This is a genomic window from Rhodoferax sp. PAMC 29310 (assembly GCF_017948265.1).
Classification (GTDB): domain Bacteria; phylum Pseudomonadota; class Gammaproteobacteria; order Burkholderiales; family Burkholderiaceae_C; genus Rhodoferax.
The window spans coordinates 2,468,829-2,486,176 of the sequence record NZ_CP072852.1; the positions used below are offsets into that span (position 1 = coordinate 2,468,829).

The window sequence follows — 17,348 nt, forward strand, 5'->3', positions numbered from 1 at the left end:
GTATGATGCCCGGCATGCGTGCCACCTTGATGAGTTACTTCCTGCTGGGCTTGATCCGCTTTTTGACCGGGTCGCAAGCCCGCTGGTGGGGCTGCCCCCCCAAGGCCGAACAGCGAATTTATTTTTCCAATCACCAGAGCCACGCGGACCTGGTCATGATTTGGGCCGCCCTGCCCAAAGAGCTTCGCGGCCGAACCCGGGCCATTGCAGCCAGGGACTACTGGACCAAAACCCCGTTTCGACAATGGATCACCTCCGCTGTTTTCAATGTCATTTATGTGGCCCGGGACCGCAGCAGCGACGAAGATCCGTTGGAGCCGCTATTTGAAGCGCTGGACCATGGTGACTCCATTATCCTGTTTCCGGAGGGCACCCGCGGCCACGCGGAGGAGCCTCAACCCTTCAAGGCCGGCCTCTATAACCTAGCCCTGAAATACCCAAAGATTGAATTGATTCCGGCCTGGATCAACAACGTGCAGCGCGTCATGCCCAAAGGGGAAGTGGTTCCCGTGCCGGTGCTCTGCTCGGTGACCTTTGGCGCCCCGATTCGCCTTCAAGCTGACGAAGAACGTCGTGTGTTCCTGGACCGCGCCCGCAGCGCCGTCATTGCCCTGCGGGACGTTTAATCATGTATCAGTCCCTCAAAAACCTCACAGCCTCCCAACAAGTCGGCGCCCTCTTCTTTCTGGTATTTGGCCTATTGGCACTGATCACCGCCGTCATGGTGGTCCTGTCATTGCGCGAGCCCGAAGACGATGCTATTGCGCTGCAGCGGCGCAATGATTTGGACAATGCCGAAGGCGTGCTGCGCACCAGTTGGGTCATGGTTCTTGTGTTCTGGATCGGCTGGCTGGCGGGTGACTCGGTCGCGCTAGTGCTGTTTGCGCTGGTGTCGTTTTTTGCCCTGAGGGAATTCATGACCCTCTCGCCCACCCGACGCGGAGACCATCGCAGCCTGGTGTTGGCCTTTTTTGTGGTGCTGCCGTTTCAGTACTGGCTGGTTGGCACCCGGCACTTCAATCTGTTCTCTGTGTTTATTCCGGTCTATGTGTTCCTGGCCATTCCGGTTGCCAGCGCCCTGGCCAATGACCCGCTGCGGTTTCTGGAGCGCAACGCCAAACTGCAGTGGGGCATCATGGTGTGCATTTACGGCATGAGCCATGTGCCGGCGCTGCTTTTGCTGACCTTCCCCAAGTACAACGGCAAAAGCGCGTTTCTGGTGTTCTTCCTGGTGCTGGTGGTGCAAACCGCCATGGTTACCCAGCACCTGGTGTCCCGCAAGCTCAAGCGGGCGCCCACCGCCCCGGCCATCAGCCACAGCTTCAACTGGCCGAGTTGGGGGGCCGGTCTGGCCGCGGGCAGCCTGCTGGGCATGGCGCTGGCGGGCATCACACCGTTTATGCCGGGCCAGGCCTTTGCCATGGCCTTTGTGGCCTGTGTGGCCGGCACACTGGGCCACTTGGTCATGAAGGCCATCAAACGCGACCGGGGGGTGCCGCTCTGGCAAAACGAGGGCCGCGCGACCACCGGCGCTGGCGGCTTGCTGGACCGGGTTGATGGTCTGTGCTTTGCCGCCCCTGTGTTTTTTCATTCGGTTCGATGGTATTTCGGGCTGTAGCCTCCGTATAACCTGCGCAAGACGCTATAAAAATTGGAGCAAATGAGAATTCTCGGCATTGACCCCGGCCTGCGTGTCACCGGTTTTGGCGTGATTGATGTGGATGGCCCCCACCTCGGCTACGTGGCCAGCGGCACTATCAGCACCATGCACATCGAAAAAGACCAACTACCAGCCCGGCTCAAGGTGCTGTATGACGGCATCCGCGAGGTGGTGGACCGCTACGAGCCCGACTCGGCCTCGGTTGAAATTGTGTTCGTCAACGTCAACCCCCAATCCACTTTGCTGCTGGGACAAGCACGAGGCGCGGCCGTGACGGCCCTGGTGTCGCGAGACTTGCCCGTGGCGGAGTACACGGCTCTGCAGATGAAACAGGCGGTGGTGGGTTATGGACGGGCGGACAAAACCCAAATTCAGGAAATGGTGAAGCGTCTGTTGGCCCTGCCCGGCTTGCCGGGGTCTGATGCCGCGGACGCTTTGGGACTGGCCATTACCCATGCCCACGCGGCCACCTCGATTGCCCGCCTAGCGCAGGCCAAAGGCTTGGGTGGCGCTCAAATTCAGACCCAAAAGGCAGCTTACAAAGCCGGAAGAAGCCGGTAGGCAGTTTCCACCAGGGGCGTCGATCGTTCATCCGCTTTGAATAGTGTCTGCAAAGCAGCATCGATACGGCGACGGACGAAAGGCCTACAGTTAAAGCCACTCAACCGATTCCCGAGGCTTCACCATGAACACCCTGCCGACCTATTTCATCTCCCACGGTGGTGGCCCCTGGCCCTGGATGCAGGACCAGGCGGGTGGCTACGCAAAACTCGCAGCGGCTTTGCAAGCCATGTCCGCCAGCTTGCCGACCCCTCCCAAAGCCATTTTGATGGTGTCGGCCCACTGGGAAGAGGCCAACTTCACGGTCCAAACCGCCGCCCAGCCGGGCATGATTTATGACTATTCGGGCTTTCCGGCCCATACCTATGAAGTCACGTACCCGGCCCCCGGCGCACCAGACGTTGCAAAGCGGGTCAAAACCCTGCTGACCCAAGCCGGCATTGCGGCAGACGAAGACGCAGAACGCGGCTTCGATCACGGCACTTATTCACCGCTGGCAGTCATGTTCCCTCAAGCCAACATCCCGGTGCTTCAACTGTCGTTGAAACAGGGGCTTGACCCGGAGGCGCACCTGGCCGCAGGACGTGCGCTGCGCCCGCTGCGGGACGAAGGCATTTTGATCGTGGGCAGCGGTCTTAGCTACCACAACCTGCGCGAGCTCGGTCCAAAAGGGCAGGCACCTTCTGCCGCGTTTGATGCCTGGCTTCAAAGCAGTGTGGTGCAGGCCCACCCGCACGACCGCGAAAAAAATCTGCGCGCCTGGGCCACCGCCCCGGCCGCCCGCCAAGCCCATCCGCGTGAAGAACACCTGCTACCGCTCATGGTGGCGGTGGGCGCGGCCGGTGACGACGCGGCCACCTGCCCCTATCACGAAGCGACTTTTTTCGGCGCGGTGACGGTTTCGAGTTTCCGATTCGGCCCCGCCTAACGGCTCTCGCCGCCGTCGCATCCATGAATAATTGGCCATCAGTAGAAACAGGGTCATAAAGGCGAACCCTGTTGGGCCTCGCGTTTGATCATCGCCACCAACTGATCCAGTGCTGCGCCCCACCCCGCCTCAAAGCCCATGGCCGCGTGTTGCTTGCAGCCGGCCTCGTCAGCATGAATCACCGTGGCGGTATAGCGCGTGCCTTGTGGGTCGTCCGCCAGTTCAATCGTCGCGGTGAACATGAAACTGGCGTCTGCCGACCCACAGGTGTCTGACGCCGCGCTGGGCCGGTAGCCCGCGAGCAAGGCGTTGGTCCACACCAGTTTTTCATTGGGAACCACGGCGAGGTAGCAACCTTCGTTGGGGAATGTTTGACCTTCGGGCGATTGCATGGTGGTGCGAAACACGCCGCCGGGGCGCAAATCGATCTCGCAGGCGATGGTGGTCCATGGAAGCGGGCAAAACCAGGGTTTGAGCCGCTCCGGCTCGGTCCAGGCGCGCCAAATCAGCGACCGGGGCACATACACAATGCGGGAAAAACTCAAGTCCAGTTGGGGATTGGCGTGGTCAATGGCGTTCATGGTCACACTCCTTGAATGGGAGTGAATTATGGCGATCATCCGTCCGAAACACCAATGCGGCTTGGACCCGCCAAGCACGCTCTGGCTTCAGAGTATTTTTTGCAGGATCAACACGCCAAAGAAGCCAAAGCCGGCAAAGAAAATCCATTTGAGGGTCATCAGCCCATAGCGCTTGTATCGCGCGTCGCCCGTATAGATGAACAGGCCAAAGCACACAATCACCCCCAGCAACAGAATGAAAAAAAGGGCGCGGAAGAAGACCATATGTGGGTTGCCTGGGACGCCTACCAGGCCCTTGCCGGTTGGGCAAAGCCTTTGGGGGCGAGTTTTTCGTTGTCGAAGGTCACGATGTCCCAGGCATCGGGATGGGCCAGCAGTTCCCGCAGCAGCAGGTTGTTCAGTCCGTGGCCGGATCGAAACGCGCTGTAGCTGGCCAGCAGCGGTTTGCCGACCACATAAAGGTCGCCCATTGCGTCGAGAATTTTGTGTTTCACGAACTCGTCGTCGTACCGCAAGCCGCCGACGTTAAGCACTTTGTAATCGTCCATGACGATGGCGTTGTCCAAGCCGCCGCCCAGCGCCAGGCCGTTGGCGCGCATCATTTCCACATCTTTGGTGAAGCCAAAGGTACGGGCACGTGCAATGTCACGGGAGTAGGACTGCTCGCTCATGTCAAACATGACCCGCTGGCCCGTTGAATCCACTGCAGGGTGGTCAAAATCAATCTCAAAGCTCAGTTTGTAGCCATGAAACGGCTCCAGTCGGGCCCATTTTTCATTCGCTCCTTCGCCTTGGCGGACCTCCACAGGCTTGAGAAGTCTCAAAAACCGTTTTGGCGCATTTTGCAGCTCAATGCCTGCACTTTGCAATAAGTAAACAAAGGAAGCCGCCGAGCCATCCAAAATGGGGACCTCTTCGGCGGTGATATCCACATACAGGTTGTCAATGCCCAAGCCGGCGCAGGCCGACATGAGGTGCTCCACCGTGTGCACCTTGGCATTGCCGTTGGAAAGGGTCGATGCCAGACGCGTGTCCGTGACGGCCGTGGCCGACACGGGAATGTCCACCGGCTCAGGCAAATCCACCCGGCGAAACACGATGCCGGTGTCCGGCGCTGCCGGGCGCAACGTGAGCTCCACGCGCTGACCGCTGTGGAGGCCGACGCCAACGGCACGGCTCAGGGCTTTGAGTGTTCTTTGTTTCAGCACAGTGGCATTGTAAAAGGCGAACAGGGTGTGCCACCGGATAACGGCAACACACCCTGCTCAGTTAAGGGACTGCCAGGTCCGGTTAGTCGGCTTGCTTGCGCAGAAAGGCCGGGATTTCGAAGTCATCCATGCCGCCAGAAGCCAACGCGTCCACCTTGGCGGCGGCTTGCGTGCGGTCACGGGTGCGCCAGACGCTTGGAGTGGCCATGCCGGCGTAGTCAGGCTGGTTGTGACCGCCCATGGTCGGCGCCGCCATATTGTTGGCTGAACCGGTTGACGCGACGCTGCTCAAAGGCGAGTTCAAGGTGGGCACATGGAAAGGCACGTTGTCGGTACCCGTGCGCAGCACCTGCAAAGGCACGGATGCACGGCGCACGCCTTGACGGCTCAAGCCCGTCGCAACCACGGTCACACGAATTTCTTCGCCCAAGCCGTCGTCGTAAGCGGTGCCATAGATGACATGGGCGTCAGGCGAGGCGTAGGCACGGATGGTGTTCATGGCCAGCTTGGACTCGGCCAGCTTGAGGGAACCTTTGGCTGCAGTGATCAGCACCAACACACCCTTGGCGCCCGACAAGTCGATGCCTTCCAGCAAGGGACAAGCAACCGCCTGCTCGGCAGCGATGCGCGCACGGTCGGGGCCGGAGGCCACGGCAGTGCCCATCATGGCTTTGCCAGGCTCACCCATTACCGTGCGTACGTCTTCAAAGTCGACGTTCACATGGCCAGGCACATTGATGATCTCGGCAATACCGCCCACGGCGTTTTTCAGCACGTCGTTGGCGTGGGCAAAAGCCTGGTCCTGGGTCACATCGTCACCCAATACATCCAGCAGCTTTTCGTTCAGCACCACGATCAGGGAGTCGACATTGGCCTCCAGTTCAGCCAAACCGTTGTCGGCATTGGTCATGCGGCGACCGCCCTCAAACTCGAAAGGCTTGGTGACCACACCTACGGTCAGAATGCCCATCTCGCGTGCCACGCGGGCAATTACGGGCGCAGCGCCGGTGCCGGTGCCACCACCCATACCGGCGGTGATGAACAACATGTGCGCGCCTTCAATCGAGGCACGAATGTCGTCCACAGCCAGTTCCGCGGCTTCACGGCCTTTGTCAGGCTTGCTACCAGCGCCCAGACCACTGGTGCCCAATTGAATGCTTTTGTGGGCATCACTGCGAACCAGCGCTTGCGCGTCGGTATTGGCGCAGATGAATTCCACACCCTGCACGCCACAACCAATCATGTGGCCCACGGCATTGCCGCCGCCGCCGCCGACACCGATGACCTTGATCTGTGTGCCGAGGTTAAAGGCTTCTTCTTCAATCATTTCGATAGGCATTTGTTCTCTCCTTAAGTTTCAGTGGTGTGGCTCTTGCCGATTCTTCTAATTTCACAATTCGAGGCGGTATATCCGGTGGGCCGTTACAAGGCCATCGCCAGTGGGGACTGGCGCGAGCGAGCCAATGCATTTTTTTCATGGCTAGAAGTTCCCCACAAACCAGTCTTTGACCTGTCCGAAGGCCGTCTTCATGGAGCCGTTTTTCTGCGCCACCTTGAAGCCACGCAGACGCGCCGTGCGCGCCTCTTCCAGCAAGCCCATGACCGTGGCCGCCCGGGGCTGAGCCACCATGTCGGCCAGCGAGCTGGAATATTTGGGAATGCCGCGGCGCACGGGCTTGAGGAAAATATCCTCACCCAACTCCACCATGCCGGGCATCAGGCTGCTGCCACCGGTGAGCACAATGCCACTGGACAACATCTCTTCAAATCCTGACTCGCGCATCACCTGGTGCACGAGGGTGAAAATTTCTTCCACGCGAGGTTCAATCACCCCTGCCAATGCCTGACGGCTCAGCATGCGCGGGCTGCGGTCACCCAAACCGGGCACCTCGACCTGCGACTCGGGGTCGGCCAGCATCTGCTTGGCATAGCCGTGCTCGACCTTGATGTCTTCCGCGTCTTTGGTGGGGGTGCGCAGCGCCATCGCGATGTCGCTGGTGATCAAATCACCGGCAATCGGGATCACCGCGGTATGGCGAATCGCGCCATTGGTGAAGATGGCGACATCAGTGGTGCCGGCGCCAATATCAACCAGCGCCACACCCAACTCGCGCTCGTCTTCCGTCAGGATGGACAAGCTGCTCGCCAGCGGATTGAGCATCAATTGCTCGACCTCCAGGCCGCAGCGGCGCACACATTTGATGATGTTCTCGGCCGCACTCTGCGCGCCGGTCACGATATGCACCTTCGCCTCTAGGCGAATGCCACTCATGCCAATGGGCTCTTTCACGTCCTGACCATCAATGATGAACTCTTGCGGCTCGACCAGCAGCAAGCGCTGGTCTGTCGAAATATTGATGGCTTTGGCGGTTTCCACCACCCGGGCCACGTCAGCAGCAGTCACTTCGCGGTCCTTGATGGCGACCATGCCACTGGAATTGATGCCGCGAATGTGGCTACCGGTGATGCCGGTGTAGACACGGGTGATCTTGCAATCGGCCATCAATTCGGCCTCTTTCAGTGCCTGCTGAATGCTTTGGACGGTGGCGTCGATATTGACGACGACTCCGCGCTTGAGACCATTGCTCGGAGCAAAGCCCAACCCAGCCAACTTGAGCTGGCCGTTGGGCATGACCTCGGCTACGACGGCCATGACCTTGGCGGTGCCAATGTCCAGTCCTACGACCAGGTCTTTGTATTCTTTTGCCATGTATTCACCTGTTGCTTCTATGTCCGCTACCGCGCTTGTTTCTTCTGTGCATCGGCTGTCAGCGTCGTAACGCCGCGCAGCCGAATCGCATACCCGTCTTCATGCCGCAAATCGGCGGTCTCCAGTGCCTCTGGCGTGCGCCCATACCGGGACACGACCTGGGTCAATGTTTTCAAAAATCGGTCTGCGCGCGCCAACACCTGGGTGGTGGAGCCGCTGCCCAGCTCAATCACGCCATCGGTGTCCAAACGCACGCGCCAGCCGCCGTGCGCCGTCATCTCCAGCTGCTCGATATTCAGACTCAAGGCGGCAAAGTGGGGCTGCAAAGTCTGTTCCATGACCAACACCTTGGCCGCGCTGCCTGTTGGGCCAAACAGGCGGGGCAAGCTGTCTTGATCCAGTTCGCCCACATTGGCCTCAAACACTTCACCGTAGCTGTTAACCAAGGCCGAGTCGCTTTCGCGCCCCCAATAAGCCACGGCCTGGTGCTCTTCCAGGGTGACCTTGAGCCGATTCGGAAAGTCGCGATGGACTTGGGCGCTGCGCACCCAGGAAACTGACTCGAAAGCCTGCCGGGCCGCATTGATGTCCAAGGTAAAAAACGTTCCGCTCAAGCGGGGAGCCACGTTGGCCCGCAGCGAGACGGCGTTGCTGTGCTGCACATCGCCCGTCACAGTGATCCCCCGCACCGCGAACAACTTGTGTCCAGCGGCCCAAACGCTGACCGTGCCCACGAGCAGGATCACGAAACCCAGCATCAAGGCATAGGCCGTGATGTTCATGAGTTTCACGTCCAGCGGGGTGGGCAGGTTTTGGCTCATGGGGCGATCGTCCCTGCAGCGGCGTAGTCACGGGTGGCGTGACGCAAGATTTCGACACACAGGGATGGGTAGTCCATGCCGGAAGCCTTGGCGGACATGGGCACCAGCGAATGGCTGGTCATGCCAGGGGCCGTGTTGATTTCCAGCAAATAGGGCTTGCGGGTTTTGGCATCAATCATCACATCGGCCCGCGCCCAACCCCGGCAACCCAGGGTGCGATAGGCGTCGAGCACCAGTTGTTGAATATGGGCTTCTTCCCCTTCAGGCAGACCGCAGGGCACCAGGTATTGCGTGGTGTCGGTGAAGTACTTGTTCTGATAGTCGTAGTTGCCGTCTGGCGCCACGATGCGGATGACCGGCAAGGCGCGGGCAGCCTGCCCGGTGCCCAGCACAGGGATGGTGACCTCGTCGCCACTGATGAACTGCTCGCACAGCACTTCGGTATCGTGCTGTGCGGCCAAGGCGTAGGCGGCCTCACATTGGTCCAGCGAGGTGACCTTGGTCAAACCAATGGTGGACCCTTCACGAGCGGGCTTGACGATCATGGGCGAACCCAGTTCGGCAAATGCGGCCTGAGTGGCCGCGCCACTGCTGACGGGCTGCCATGCCGGTGTGGGCAAACCTTCGGCGCGCCAAATGCGCTTGGTCATCACCTTGTCAATCGAGATGCTGGACGCCATGACGCCCGAACCCGTGTAGGCAATGCCCAGCAACTCCAGGGCGCCCTGAACCGTGCCGTCCTCGCCAAAGCGACCATGCAACGCAATAAAGCAACGCTCAAACCCGTCACGCTTGAGGTCAGCGAGGTCGCGCTCAGAGGGGTCGAACGCGTGCGCATCGACGCCCTGGGAGCGCAGTGCCTGCAACACCCCTTGCCCCGACATCAAGGACACCTCACGCTCAGCGGAGGCGCCCCCCATGAGCACCGCCACTTTGCCAAAATTTGAATTCAACTGACTCATCGCCCTTGTCCTTCCAGCACCAACTGCTCTGACGTTTGTAGCAACTCCAGTACTTTTCCCGGCACCGCTCCGATAGAGCCGGCGCCCATGCACAACACCACGTCGCCCTCGCGGGCGCTGTCCCAAATCGCTTGCGGCAGATCGGCCACGTCGTCGACAAACAAAGGCTCGATACGCCCAGCCACCCGCAACGCGCGAGTCAGGCTGCGACCGTCAGCAGCGACGATGGGGGATTCCCCGGCTGCATACACCTCGGTCAGCAACACGGCATCGGCCTGACCAATGACCTTGACGAAATCTTCAAAACAGTCGCGGGTGCGGCTGTAACGGTGCGGCTGAAATGCCAACACCAGACGGCGATCCGGGAAAGCACCCCTTGCGGCGGCAATCGTGGCCGCCATTTCCACCGGGTGGTGACCGTAGTCATCTACCAGGGTGAATGTGCCGCCGTCGCGTGCGTCCACCTCGCCGTAGCGCTGAAAGCGCCGGCCCACACCCTTGAAGTTGGCCAGTGCCTGCTGCACAGCTTCGTCCGCGATATTCAGTTCAACCGCCACGGCAATGGCCGACAGCGCGTTGAGCACGTTGTGACGGCCTGGCAAGTTCAGCACGATGTCCATGTCCGGTAGCACCAAACCATTGCGACGCTCGACGGTGAAATGCATCTGTCCATCGACCGCGCGCACGTTCACGCCCCGCACTTCTGCGCCTTCCTCAAATCCGTAACTGGTGATCGGGCAGGTGACTTGGGGCACGATGTCGCGCACGGCCGGGTCATCGGTGCAGAGAATCGCCACGCCATAAAACGGCATGCGATGCAAAAACTCCACGAACGCCCCCTTCAAACGGGAGAAATCATGACCATAGGTCTCCATGTGGTCAGCATCAATATTGGTGACCACCGCCATGATGGGCAGCAGGTTCAGGAACGACGCGTCGGACTCATCCGCTTCGACCACGATGTAGTCGCCCTGCCCCAACTGGGCATTCACGCCGGCACTATTGAGTCGACCGCCAATGACAAAAGTAGGGTCCAGCCCCGCCTGAGCCAACACGCTGGCCACCAAACTGGTGGTGGTGGTCTTGCCGTGCGTGCCGGCAATCGCGATGCCTTGTTTGAGGCGCATCAGTTCCGCCAACATCAGCGCGCGGGGCACCACAGGAATGCGCTTCTCGCGCGCCATGATGACTTCCGGATTGTCTTGCTGAACGGCAGTCGAAGTCACCACCGCGTCGGCATTGGCCACGTTGCTGGCCACATGGCCCACGTAGGTGGTGATACCCAAGGCGGCCAGGCGCTTGAGGGTGACGCTGTCGGACAGGTCTGACCCGGAAATGGTGTAGCCCAAATTGAACAAGACCTCGGCGATGCCGGACATGCCGACCCCTCCAATACCAACAAAATGAATGTGACGAACCGCGTGTTTCATGGACAAATCTCCTCACAAGCCGCCACGATCTGGGCGCTTGCTTCCAATTTCTGTAATGTTTTGGCCTTAAGCCCTCGTTCAAGCAGTGAAAAACGCTCTGTTTTTTGTAGCATTTTAGCCAGATGCTCGGGGGTCAAATCGGTCTGTGGCCAGAGCCAACCGGCGCCGGCGTCGGCTAAAAATCGGGCGTTTGTGGTTTGGTGATCGTCCACCGCCGACGGAAACGGCACCAGCAACGCCGCGGCGCCCACTGCGGCCAATTCGGTCACCGTGCTCGCACCGGCGCGGCAGATCACCAGGTCAGCATCCGCAAAGGCCTGCGCAGTGTTGTCAATGAAGGGCGTCAACTCGGCCTGCACGCCCGCGCGGGCGTAATTGGCCCGCAGCGCATCAATCTGTTTGGCGCCACTTTGGTGAATCACGATGGGTCGCTCGCTCTCTGGAATAAGCGCCAAGGCTTGCGGCACCACCTCATTCAAGATGCGAGCACCCAAACTGCCGCCCACCACCAACACGCGCAAGGGGCCGCTGCGCCCTGCAAAGCGCGTCACTGGGTCGGGCACGGCCAAAAACGATTGCCGCAAGGGGTTGCCCACCCAGTGACCTTTTTTGAACACCTGAGGAAAGGCTGTAAAAATGCGGTCGGCCACGCCTGCCAACACTCTATTGGCCATGCCTGCGACCGAGTTCTGCTCGTGTAGCACCAAGGGCTTGCCCAACAAGACGCTCATCATGCCGGCCGGAAAGGTGATGTAGCCACCCAGGCCCAGCACCACATCGGGCTTGACCCGGCGAACGACCTGGATGCTTTGCCAGAAGGCGCGCAGCAAGCGCAGCGGCAGCATCACCAGTGTTTTCACACCTTTGCCACGCACACCCGAGAAATCAAGCGACTCAAAGGGAATGCCATGGGGCGGAATCAACTGGCTTTCCATGCTGGGGTGCTCGGCGGTGCCGGTGCCGCCCAACCAGTGCACGCGCCAGCCGCGCTCGATCAGGGCTTGCGCCACGGCCAGCCCTGGAAAAATGTGGCCGCCCGTGCCCCCGGCCATGACCAGAGCGCAGCGTTGACGGGTGTTGGCAGCAGTCATACGCGGCCTCCATGCATCATGGAGCGGCTCTCATAGTCAATGCGCAGCACCACGGCAATCGCAATCAGATTGACCAAAATGGCCGAGCCTCCGTAGCTCATGAGCGGCAAAGTCAGGCCCTTGGTGGGCAAGGCGCCCAGGTTCACACCCATGTTGATGAAGGCCTGAAAACCCATCCAGATGCCCACGCCCTGAGCAACCAGGCCCGCAAACACGCGGTCCAGCGCGATGGCTTGGCGACCAATGTGTATCAGGCGGCGGGTCATCCAGAAGAACAGTCCAATCACGCAGACCACCCCCACCAGGCCGAACTCCTCGCCAATCACGGCCAGCAAAAAGTCGGTATGGGCCTCCGGCAACCAATGCAGCTTTTCAATGCTGCCACCCAGGCCGACGCCAAAAATCTCACCCCGCCCGATGGCAATCAGGGAGTGGGTGAGCTGATAACCCTTGGCGAGTGCGTTGGCCTCACTCCAGGGGTCCAGATAGGCAAAAATGCGTTCACGCCGCCAATCGCTCATGGCAATCATCAAGCCAAAGGCCACCAAAAGGATGGTGGCGATCAGGAAAAACATGCGGGCATTCACGCCGCCGAGAAACAAAATCCCCATGGCGATCACGGCAATCACCATAAACGCACCCATATCAGGCTCGGCCAGCAACAACACGCCAACTACCGCCACCGCCGCGCCCATGGGCAACACGGCGCGGAAGAAGCGCTCCTTCACGTCCATCTTGCGCACCATGTAGTCAGCGGCGTACAGCAGCACCGTGAACTTGGCCAACTCCGAGGGTTGAAAGCTCAACGGCCCCACTGAAATCCAGCGACGCGCACCGTAAACCACCTTGCCCACATGCGGCACCAGCACCAGCGCCAGCAACACCAGCGAGAGAATGAACAAACCCCGGGCCGACTTTTCCCAAGTGGCCACCGGCACCTGAAAGGCCAACAATGCCGCCACAAAGGCAATCACCAGCCAGGCTGCATGGCGAACCAAAAAGTAGGTGTGGGTGTAGCGCGCAAAACGGGGGTTCTCCGGCATGGCAATTGAGGCCGAATAGACCATCACCAAGCCCCAGGCCAGCAAGGCCACAGTGACCCAGACCAAGGGTTGGTCGAAGCCGGTGTTGCCCGAGGGCACACTGCCCGTCGAGGCGCGGCGACTCATGCCAAGGCGCACCGGCAAAACGTCGCCGGCAGGCGTCGTCAGACTGGAAAACCAGGTGGAAATTCGACTGGCGACGCCACTCATACCGCGCCCTCCAGTTCTACCCCGGCGGCACTTGCCAAATCGACCACCGCCTGTACAAACACCTCTGCCCGGTGCTCGTAGTTGTCAAACATGTCAAAGCTGGCGCAGGCCGGCGACATCAGCACAGCGTCTCCCGCATGGGCCTGACCGTTGGCGAGCACCACGGCGTCGCCCATGGACTCAGCCAGCATCAGGGGAACGCCGCTGTCCTCGAGCACCGCACGAATCAGTGGTGCATCGCGACCAATCAAAACCACGGCGCGCGCATGGCGAGTCACAGGCTCAGTCAATGGCGAGAAGTCTTGTCCCTTGCCCTCGCCGCCCAGAATAATCACCACCTTGCGGTCGGCGCCCAGGCCATTCAAGGCGGCCACGGTGGCACCGACGTTGGTGCCTTTGCTGTCGTCAAAAAACTCGACCTCGTTGACCATGCCTATGGGTTCGACCCGGTGACGCTCACCCCGGTACTCCCGCAGGCCATACAGCACAGGGCCCAACGCACAGCCAGCGGAGCAGGTCAAGGCTAAAGCGGCCAGGGCGTTGATGGCGTTGTGCCGGCCCCGAATCCGCAGAGCGTCGGCAGGCATCAGGCGCTGGATGTGAATCTCTTCCTCTTCACCTTTGCGTTTTTTCCGGGTCTCATCCGCTTCCAGGGCGCGCACCAGCCACACCATGCCGTTGACTTCTTCGATGCCAAAGTCTCCCGGGCGCTGGGGCATGTCGCCACCAAACGTGACATGGGAACGCACGACGGGGCGCTGCAACTTGACCCGCAGGGGCTTGGGCAACAAGCCCATCACCACCGGGTCATCACGATTCAACACCATCAGCGACTGTTGCCCAAAAATGCGGGCCTTGGCCTGCACATAACCGGCCATGCTGCCGTGCCAGTCCAGATGATCTTGGGTGATGTTGAGGACGGTGGCGGCGCTGGGCTCAAAGTTGGCTTCACCGTCGAGTTGGAAGCTTGACAGCTCCAGCACCCAGACTTCGGGCAATGCATCTGTCTCCAATTGCGCAGACAAGGTGTCGAGCAACGAGGGACCAATGTTGCCGGCCACCGCAACAGTTTTTCCGGCGCGTTGAACCAGTTGACCGCTGAGCGATGTCACAGTCGTTTTGCCGTTGGTACCGGTGACGGCCAACACCTGGGGCGCGTAGCCTTGGGACCTATTCAGGTCAAGCAGAGCCTGTGAAAACAAGCCTAATTCGCCGCTGATCCACAGCCCCAGAGCGGGAGCTGATTCCAAAACAATAGCAAGATCGCTCGGCGCCAAACCTGGGCTGCGAAACACCGCCCGGATGTCGGTGCCGTCCACCATGGCCGCATTAAACGGGCCGCTCACAAACCGGGCCGCTGGAAGGTCGCGCTGCAAGGCGGCCAACTGAGGCGGGTTGGCCCTTGTATCCGCCACGGTCACCTGCGCGCCCGAGCGCGCACACCAACGCGCCATCGCCAGGCCGGATGCACCCAAGCCCAGAATGAGAACGTGTTGATCGTGAAGTCGATTCATGCCCGGCTTACCTTAGCTTAAGGGTGGACAAGCCCACCAGACACAGCAGAATGGTGATGATCCAGAAACGGACCACCACCTGAGTTTCTTTCCAGCCACTTTTCTCAAAGTGGTGGTGCAAAGGTGCCATCTTGAGCAAGCGCCGACCCTGCCCATAGCGCTTTTTGGTGAACTTGAACCAGCTGACCTGCAGCATCACCGACAGGGCCTCGACGACAAAAATGCCGCCCATGATGGCCAACACAATTTCCTGACGAACGATCACCGCCACCGTGCCCAAGGCGCCGCCTAGTGCCAGCGCCCCCACATCGCCCATAAACACTTGGGCCGGGTGGGTGTTGAACCACAAAAAGGCCAACCCGGCACCCGCCATGGCGGAGCAGAAGATCAGCAGTTCACCTGCCCCTGCAATGTGGGGCAGAAAGAGATATCGGGAGAACACAGAACTGCCCGTCACATAGGCAAACAGGCCCAAGGCCGCCCCCACCAACACCACGGGCATGATGGCCAAACCGTCCAGGCCGTCCGTCAGGTTCACCGCATTGCTCGATCCGACAATGACCAGGTAGGTCAGGATCACAAAGCCCAGCACGCCCAGCGGGTAGCTGATTTCCTTGAAGAACGGCACCAGCAGGCCGGCTTTGGATGGCAATGTCATGTCAAAGCCGGATTGAATCCAGGCCAAGAACAATTCCAGCACGCGTCCGTTCGAACTCTCGGAAATGCTGAAAGCCAAATACAAAGCTGCCACCAGACCAATCACCGACTGCCAAAGGTACTTTTCCCGTGAACGCATGCCCTCGGGATCTTTGTGCACCACTTTGCGCCAGTCATCGACCCAGCCAATGGCGCCAAACCCCAAGGTCACCAGCAGAACGATCCAGACAAAACGGTTGCTCAGGTCAACCCACAAGAGTGTGGAAATCGCGATGCAAAGCAGAATCAGCACGCCGCCCATGGTGGGGGTGCCGCTTTTGCTCAAATGGGACTCCATGCCGTAGCCGCGCACGGGTTGACCAATTTTGAGTTCTGCCAGACGGCGAATCACGAACGGTCCGGCAATCAAGCCCATCAACAGGGCCGTCAAGGCGGCCATGAGGGCGCGAAAGGTCTGGTACTGAAACACCCGCATAAAGCCGAACTCGGCATCGATGGACTGCAACCATTGCGCCAAACTCAGCAACATGGCGTGTTCCCGGCGGTGGATGGGACGGACATACGCGTGGTTTCCTTGTCAGTTGGCAGATGGGCACTCACGGTCGCAACGACTCGCTCCATCTTCATGAAGCGCGAGCCCTTGACCAACACACTGGCGGTGGCGGGCAACTCGGCAATCACTGCGGTTTGCAGCAACTCCATGGATTCAAAATGGCGCGCCGTGGCGCCAAAGGGCGCGACGGCAGCGATAGATAGCTCACCCAAGGCGAACAGCATCTCAATGCCGCGTTGCTGGGCCAATGCCCCGGCTTCGGCGTGAAATTGAGGCCCCTGGTCGCCAACCTCGCCCATGTCACCCAACACCAGCAGGCGGGGGCCGGGCAAGCCTGCCAATACATCAATGGCAGCCGCCACCGAGTCTGGATTGGCGTTGTAGGTGTCGTCAATCAGCGTGATGTCACGATTGCCACAGGGCAACACCATGGCACGGGATCGGCCTTTGACGGGTTCGAAATCCGACAAGCCCTGCTGAATGCAAGCAACGGGCACACCCGCCGCCAACGCACAGGCCGTGGCCGCGAGTGAGTTTCTGACGTTGTGCAATCCGGCAATGTGCAAGCCATAGCGAGCCACGCCAACCGGCGTTTCCGTGGTGACTTGCCACGCGTCGCCAGCCCATTGGGCTTGAGAGGCGTAAACGCTGGCCGGGTCTGCCGCACCAAATGAAGTCACAGAGCGAGCGCCGGCTTTGTCGGCCCACAGCGGGGTATAGGGTTCGTCGGCAGGAAACACCGCGTGGCCCGATGCAGCCAGGGCATCGATCACGGCGCCGTTTTCCTGAGCCGCAGCCTCAACCGTGGCCATGAACTCCAGATGCTCACGCTGTGCGTTGTTGACCAAAGCCACGGTGGGTTGGGCGATAGCGGCCAAAGTGGCGATTTCGCCGGGATGGTTCATGCCCAGTTCAACCACGGCAATTGCATGGCGAGCGCGCAGGCGAAGCACCGTCAAGGGCACACCAATGTCGTTGTTCAAATTGCCCTGCGTCGCCAAACAAGCCTCGGGTTTGAAGGCCTTTAGGATGGCCGCAATCATTTGGGTGACCGTGGTCTTGCCGTTGCTGCCGGTCACGGCAATCAGCGGCAAGGTGAACTGCGCCCGCCACTGCGTGGCCAACACGCCCAGCGCCAGCTTGGCGTCCGGCACCACCAGGCCCGGCAGACCGGCATCGATCAGGCGCGCGTCGGCCTCTCCTTGACACAGGGCCGCCACCGCACCGCGTGCTTTGGCCTCGGCCAAAAAATCGTTGGCGTCAAAGCGCTCACCGCGCAACGCCACAAAAAGATCTCCCGGCTCAATGGTCCGGGTGTCGGTGTGCACACGCCGAATAGTCACGGCGGAGGCATCTGTGTCGTGCGCCACCAAGCGGGCGCCTCCCAGCCAATCCATCACCTGTTGCAAATTCATCATG

General features: G+C 60.3%; 17 protein-coding genes. 4 read left to right on the forward strand and 13 right to left on the reverse strand.

The genetic code is table 11. The annotated features are described in order from the left end of the window. The first annotated feature begins 14 nt into the window (after window positions 1-14). The 4 genes from J8G15_RS11315 (at window position 15) to J8G15_RS11330 (ending at window position 3,149) form a co-directional block, all read left to right on the forward strand. Window positions 15-626 (forward strand): 1-acyl-sn-glycerol-3-phosphate acyltransferase, encoded by a 612-nt coding sequence (locus J8G15_RS11315; RefSeq protein ID WP_210542055.1) that lies wholly within the window; start codon window positions 15-17, stop codon window positions 624-626. Window positions 627-628: 2 nt separating this feature from the next. Further along, window positions 629-1,618 (forward strand): phosphatidate cytidylyltransferase, encoded by a 990-nt coding sequence (locus tag J8G15_RS11320; RefSeq protein WP_210542057.1) that lies wholly within the window; start codon window positions 629-631, stop codon window positions 1,616-1,618. A 42-nt stretch (window positions 1,619-1,660) separates the two neighbouring features. Next, window positions 1,661-2,221 (forward strand): crossover junction endodeoxyribonuclease RuvC, encoded by a 561-nt coding sequence (ruvC, locus tag J8G15_RS11325; RefSeq protein WP_210542059.1) that lies wholly within the window; start codon window positions 1,661-1,663, stop codon window positions 2,219-2,221. Between the two features lie 124 nt (window positions 2,222-2,345). Then, window positions 2,346-3,149, forward strand: a complete 804-nt coding sequence (locus J8G15_RS11330) for a class III extradiol ring-cleavage dioxygenase (protein ID WP_210542061.1) — start codon at window positions 2,346-2,348, stop codon at window positions 3,147-3,149. A gap of 53 nt (window positions 3,150-3,202) precedes the next feature. Here the strand turns inward: J8G15_RS11330 and J8G15_RS11335 are convergent, their stop codons facing one another. The 13 genes from J8G15_RS11335 to murF all read right to left on the reverse strand — a co-directional run bounded on the left by J8G15_RS11335 (window position 3,203) and on the right by murF (window position 17,347). Beyond that, complete coding sequence (locus tag J8G15_RS11335; protein WP_210542063.1) at window positions 3,203-3,730, reverse strand: SRPBCC family protein; 528 nt, start codon at window positions 3,728-3,730, stop codon at window positions 3,203-3,205. 87 nt (window positions 3,731-3,817) lie between these two features. Then, complete coding sequence (locus J8G15_RS11340) at window positions 3,818-3,994, reverse strand: hypothetical protein (RefSeq protein WP_210542065.1); 177 nt, start codon at window positions 3,992-3,994, stop codon at window positions 3,818-3,820. A 20-nt stretch (window positions 3,995-4,014) separates the two neighbouring features. Beyond that, the gene (gene lpxC / locus J8G15_RS11345; protein ID WP_210542066.1) at window positions 4,015-4,938 is read right to left on the reverse strand and encodes a UDP-3-O-acyl-N-acetylglucosamine deacetylase; all 924 of its coding nucleotides are present in this window, start codon (window positions 4,936-4,938) and stop codon (window positions 4,015-4,017) included. An 82-nt stretch (window positions 4,939-5,020) separates the two neighbouring features. Beyond that, window positions 5,021-6,277 carry a cell division protein FtsZ gene (gene ftsZ / locus J8G15_RS11350; RefSeq protein ID WP_210542068.1) on the reverse strand — a complete coding sequence of 419 codons (1,257 nt, stop codon included), beginning with the start codon at window positions 6,275-6,277 and terminating at the stop codon, window positions 5,021-5,023. 141 nt (window positions 6,278-6,418) lie between these two features. Then, window positions 6,419-7,648 carry a cell division protein FtsA gene (gene ftsA, locus J8G15_RS11355; protein WP_210542070.1) on the reverse strand — a complete coding sequence of 410 codons (1,230 nt, stop codon included), beginning with the start codon at window positions 7,646-7,648 and terminating at the stop codon, window positions 6,419-6,421. A 26-nt stretch (window positions 7,649-7,674) separates the two neighbouring features. Beyond that, window positions 7,675-8,469 (reverse strand): cell division protein FtsQ/DivIB, encoded by a 795-nt coding sequence (locus tag J8G15_RS11360; RefSeq protein WP_210542072.1) that lies wholly within the window; start codon window positions 8,467-8,469, stop codon window positions 7,675-7,677. Beyond that, entirely contained in the window at window positions 8,466-9,431 is a 966-nt protein-coding gene (locus tag J8G15_RS11365; RefSeq protein WP_210542073.1) for a D-alanine--D-alanine ligase, read from the reverse strand. Before J8G15_RS11365 ends, J8G15_RS11360 begins: the two co-directional genes overlap by 4 nt. Then, window positions 9,428-10,861 (reverse strand): UDP-N-acetylmuramate--L-alanine ligase, encoded by a 1,434-nt coding sequence (gene murC, locus J8G15_RS11370; protein WP_210542075.1) that lies wholly within the window; start codon window positions 10,859-10,861, stop codon window positions 9,428-9,430. The genes J8G15_RS11365 and murC overlap by 4 nt, the downstream gene beginning before the upstream one ends. Further along, window positions 10,858-11,952: an undecaprenyldiphospho-muramoylpentapeptide beta-N-acetylglucosaminyltransferase gene (gene murG / locus J8G15_RS11375; protein ID WP_210542077.1), complete on the reverse strand. Its 1,095-nt coding sequence runs from the start codon at window positions 11,950-11,952 to the stop codon at window positions 10,858-10,860. The genes murC and murG overlap by 4 nt, the downstream gene beginning before the upstream one ends. Beyond that, on the reverse strand, window positions 11,949-13,205 hold the full coding sequence (ftsW, locus tag J8G15_RS11380) for a putative lipid II flippase FtsW (RefSeq protein WP_210542079.1): 1,257 nt from the start codon (window positions 13,203-13,205) through the stop codon (window positions 11,949-11,951). Before ftsW ends, murG begins: the two co-directional genes overlap by 4 nt. Continuing rightward, window positions 13,202-14,719, reverse strand: a complete 1,518-nt coding sequence (murD, locus tag J8G15_RS11385) for a UDP-N-acetylmuramoyl-L-alanine--D-glutamate ligase (protein ID WP_210542081.1) — start codon at window positions 14,717-14,719, stop codon at window positions 13,202-13,204. The genes ftsW and murD overlap by 4 nt, the downstream gene beginning before the upstream one ends. Window positions 14,720-14,726: 7 nt before the next feature. Next, window positions 14,727-15,905, reverse strand: coding sequence for a phospho-N-acetylmuramoyl-pentapeptide-transferase (gene mraY / locus J8G15_RS11390; protein ID WP_210542083.1), 1,179 nt, complete (start codon window positions 15,903-15,905; stop codon window positions 14,727-14,729). Then, on the reverse strand, window positions 15,896-17,347 hold the full coding sequence (murF, locus tag J8G15_RS11395; RefSeq protein ID WP_210547558.1) for a UDP-N-acetylmuramoyl-tripeptide--D-alanyl-D-alanine ligase: 1,452 nt from the start codon (window positions 17,345-17,347) through the stop codon (window positions 15,896-15,898). Before murF ends, mraY begins: the two co-directional genes overlap by 10 nt. Between the last annotated feature and the right edge of the window lies 1 nt (window position 17,348).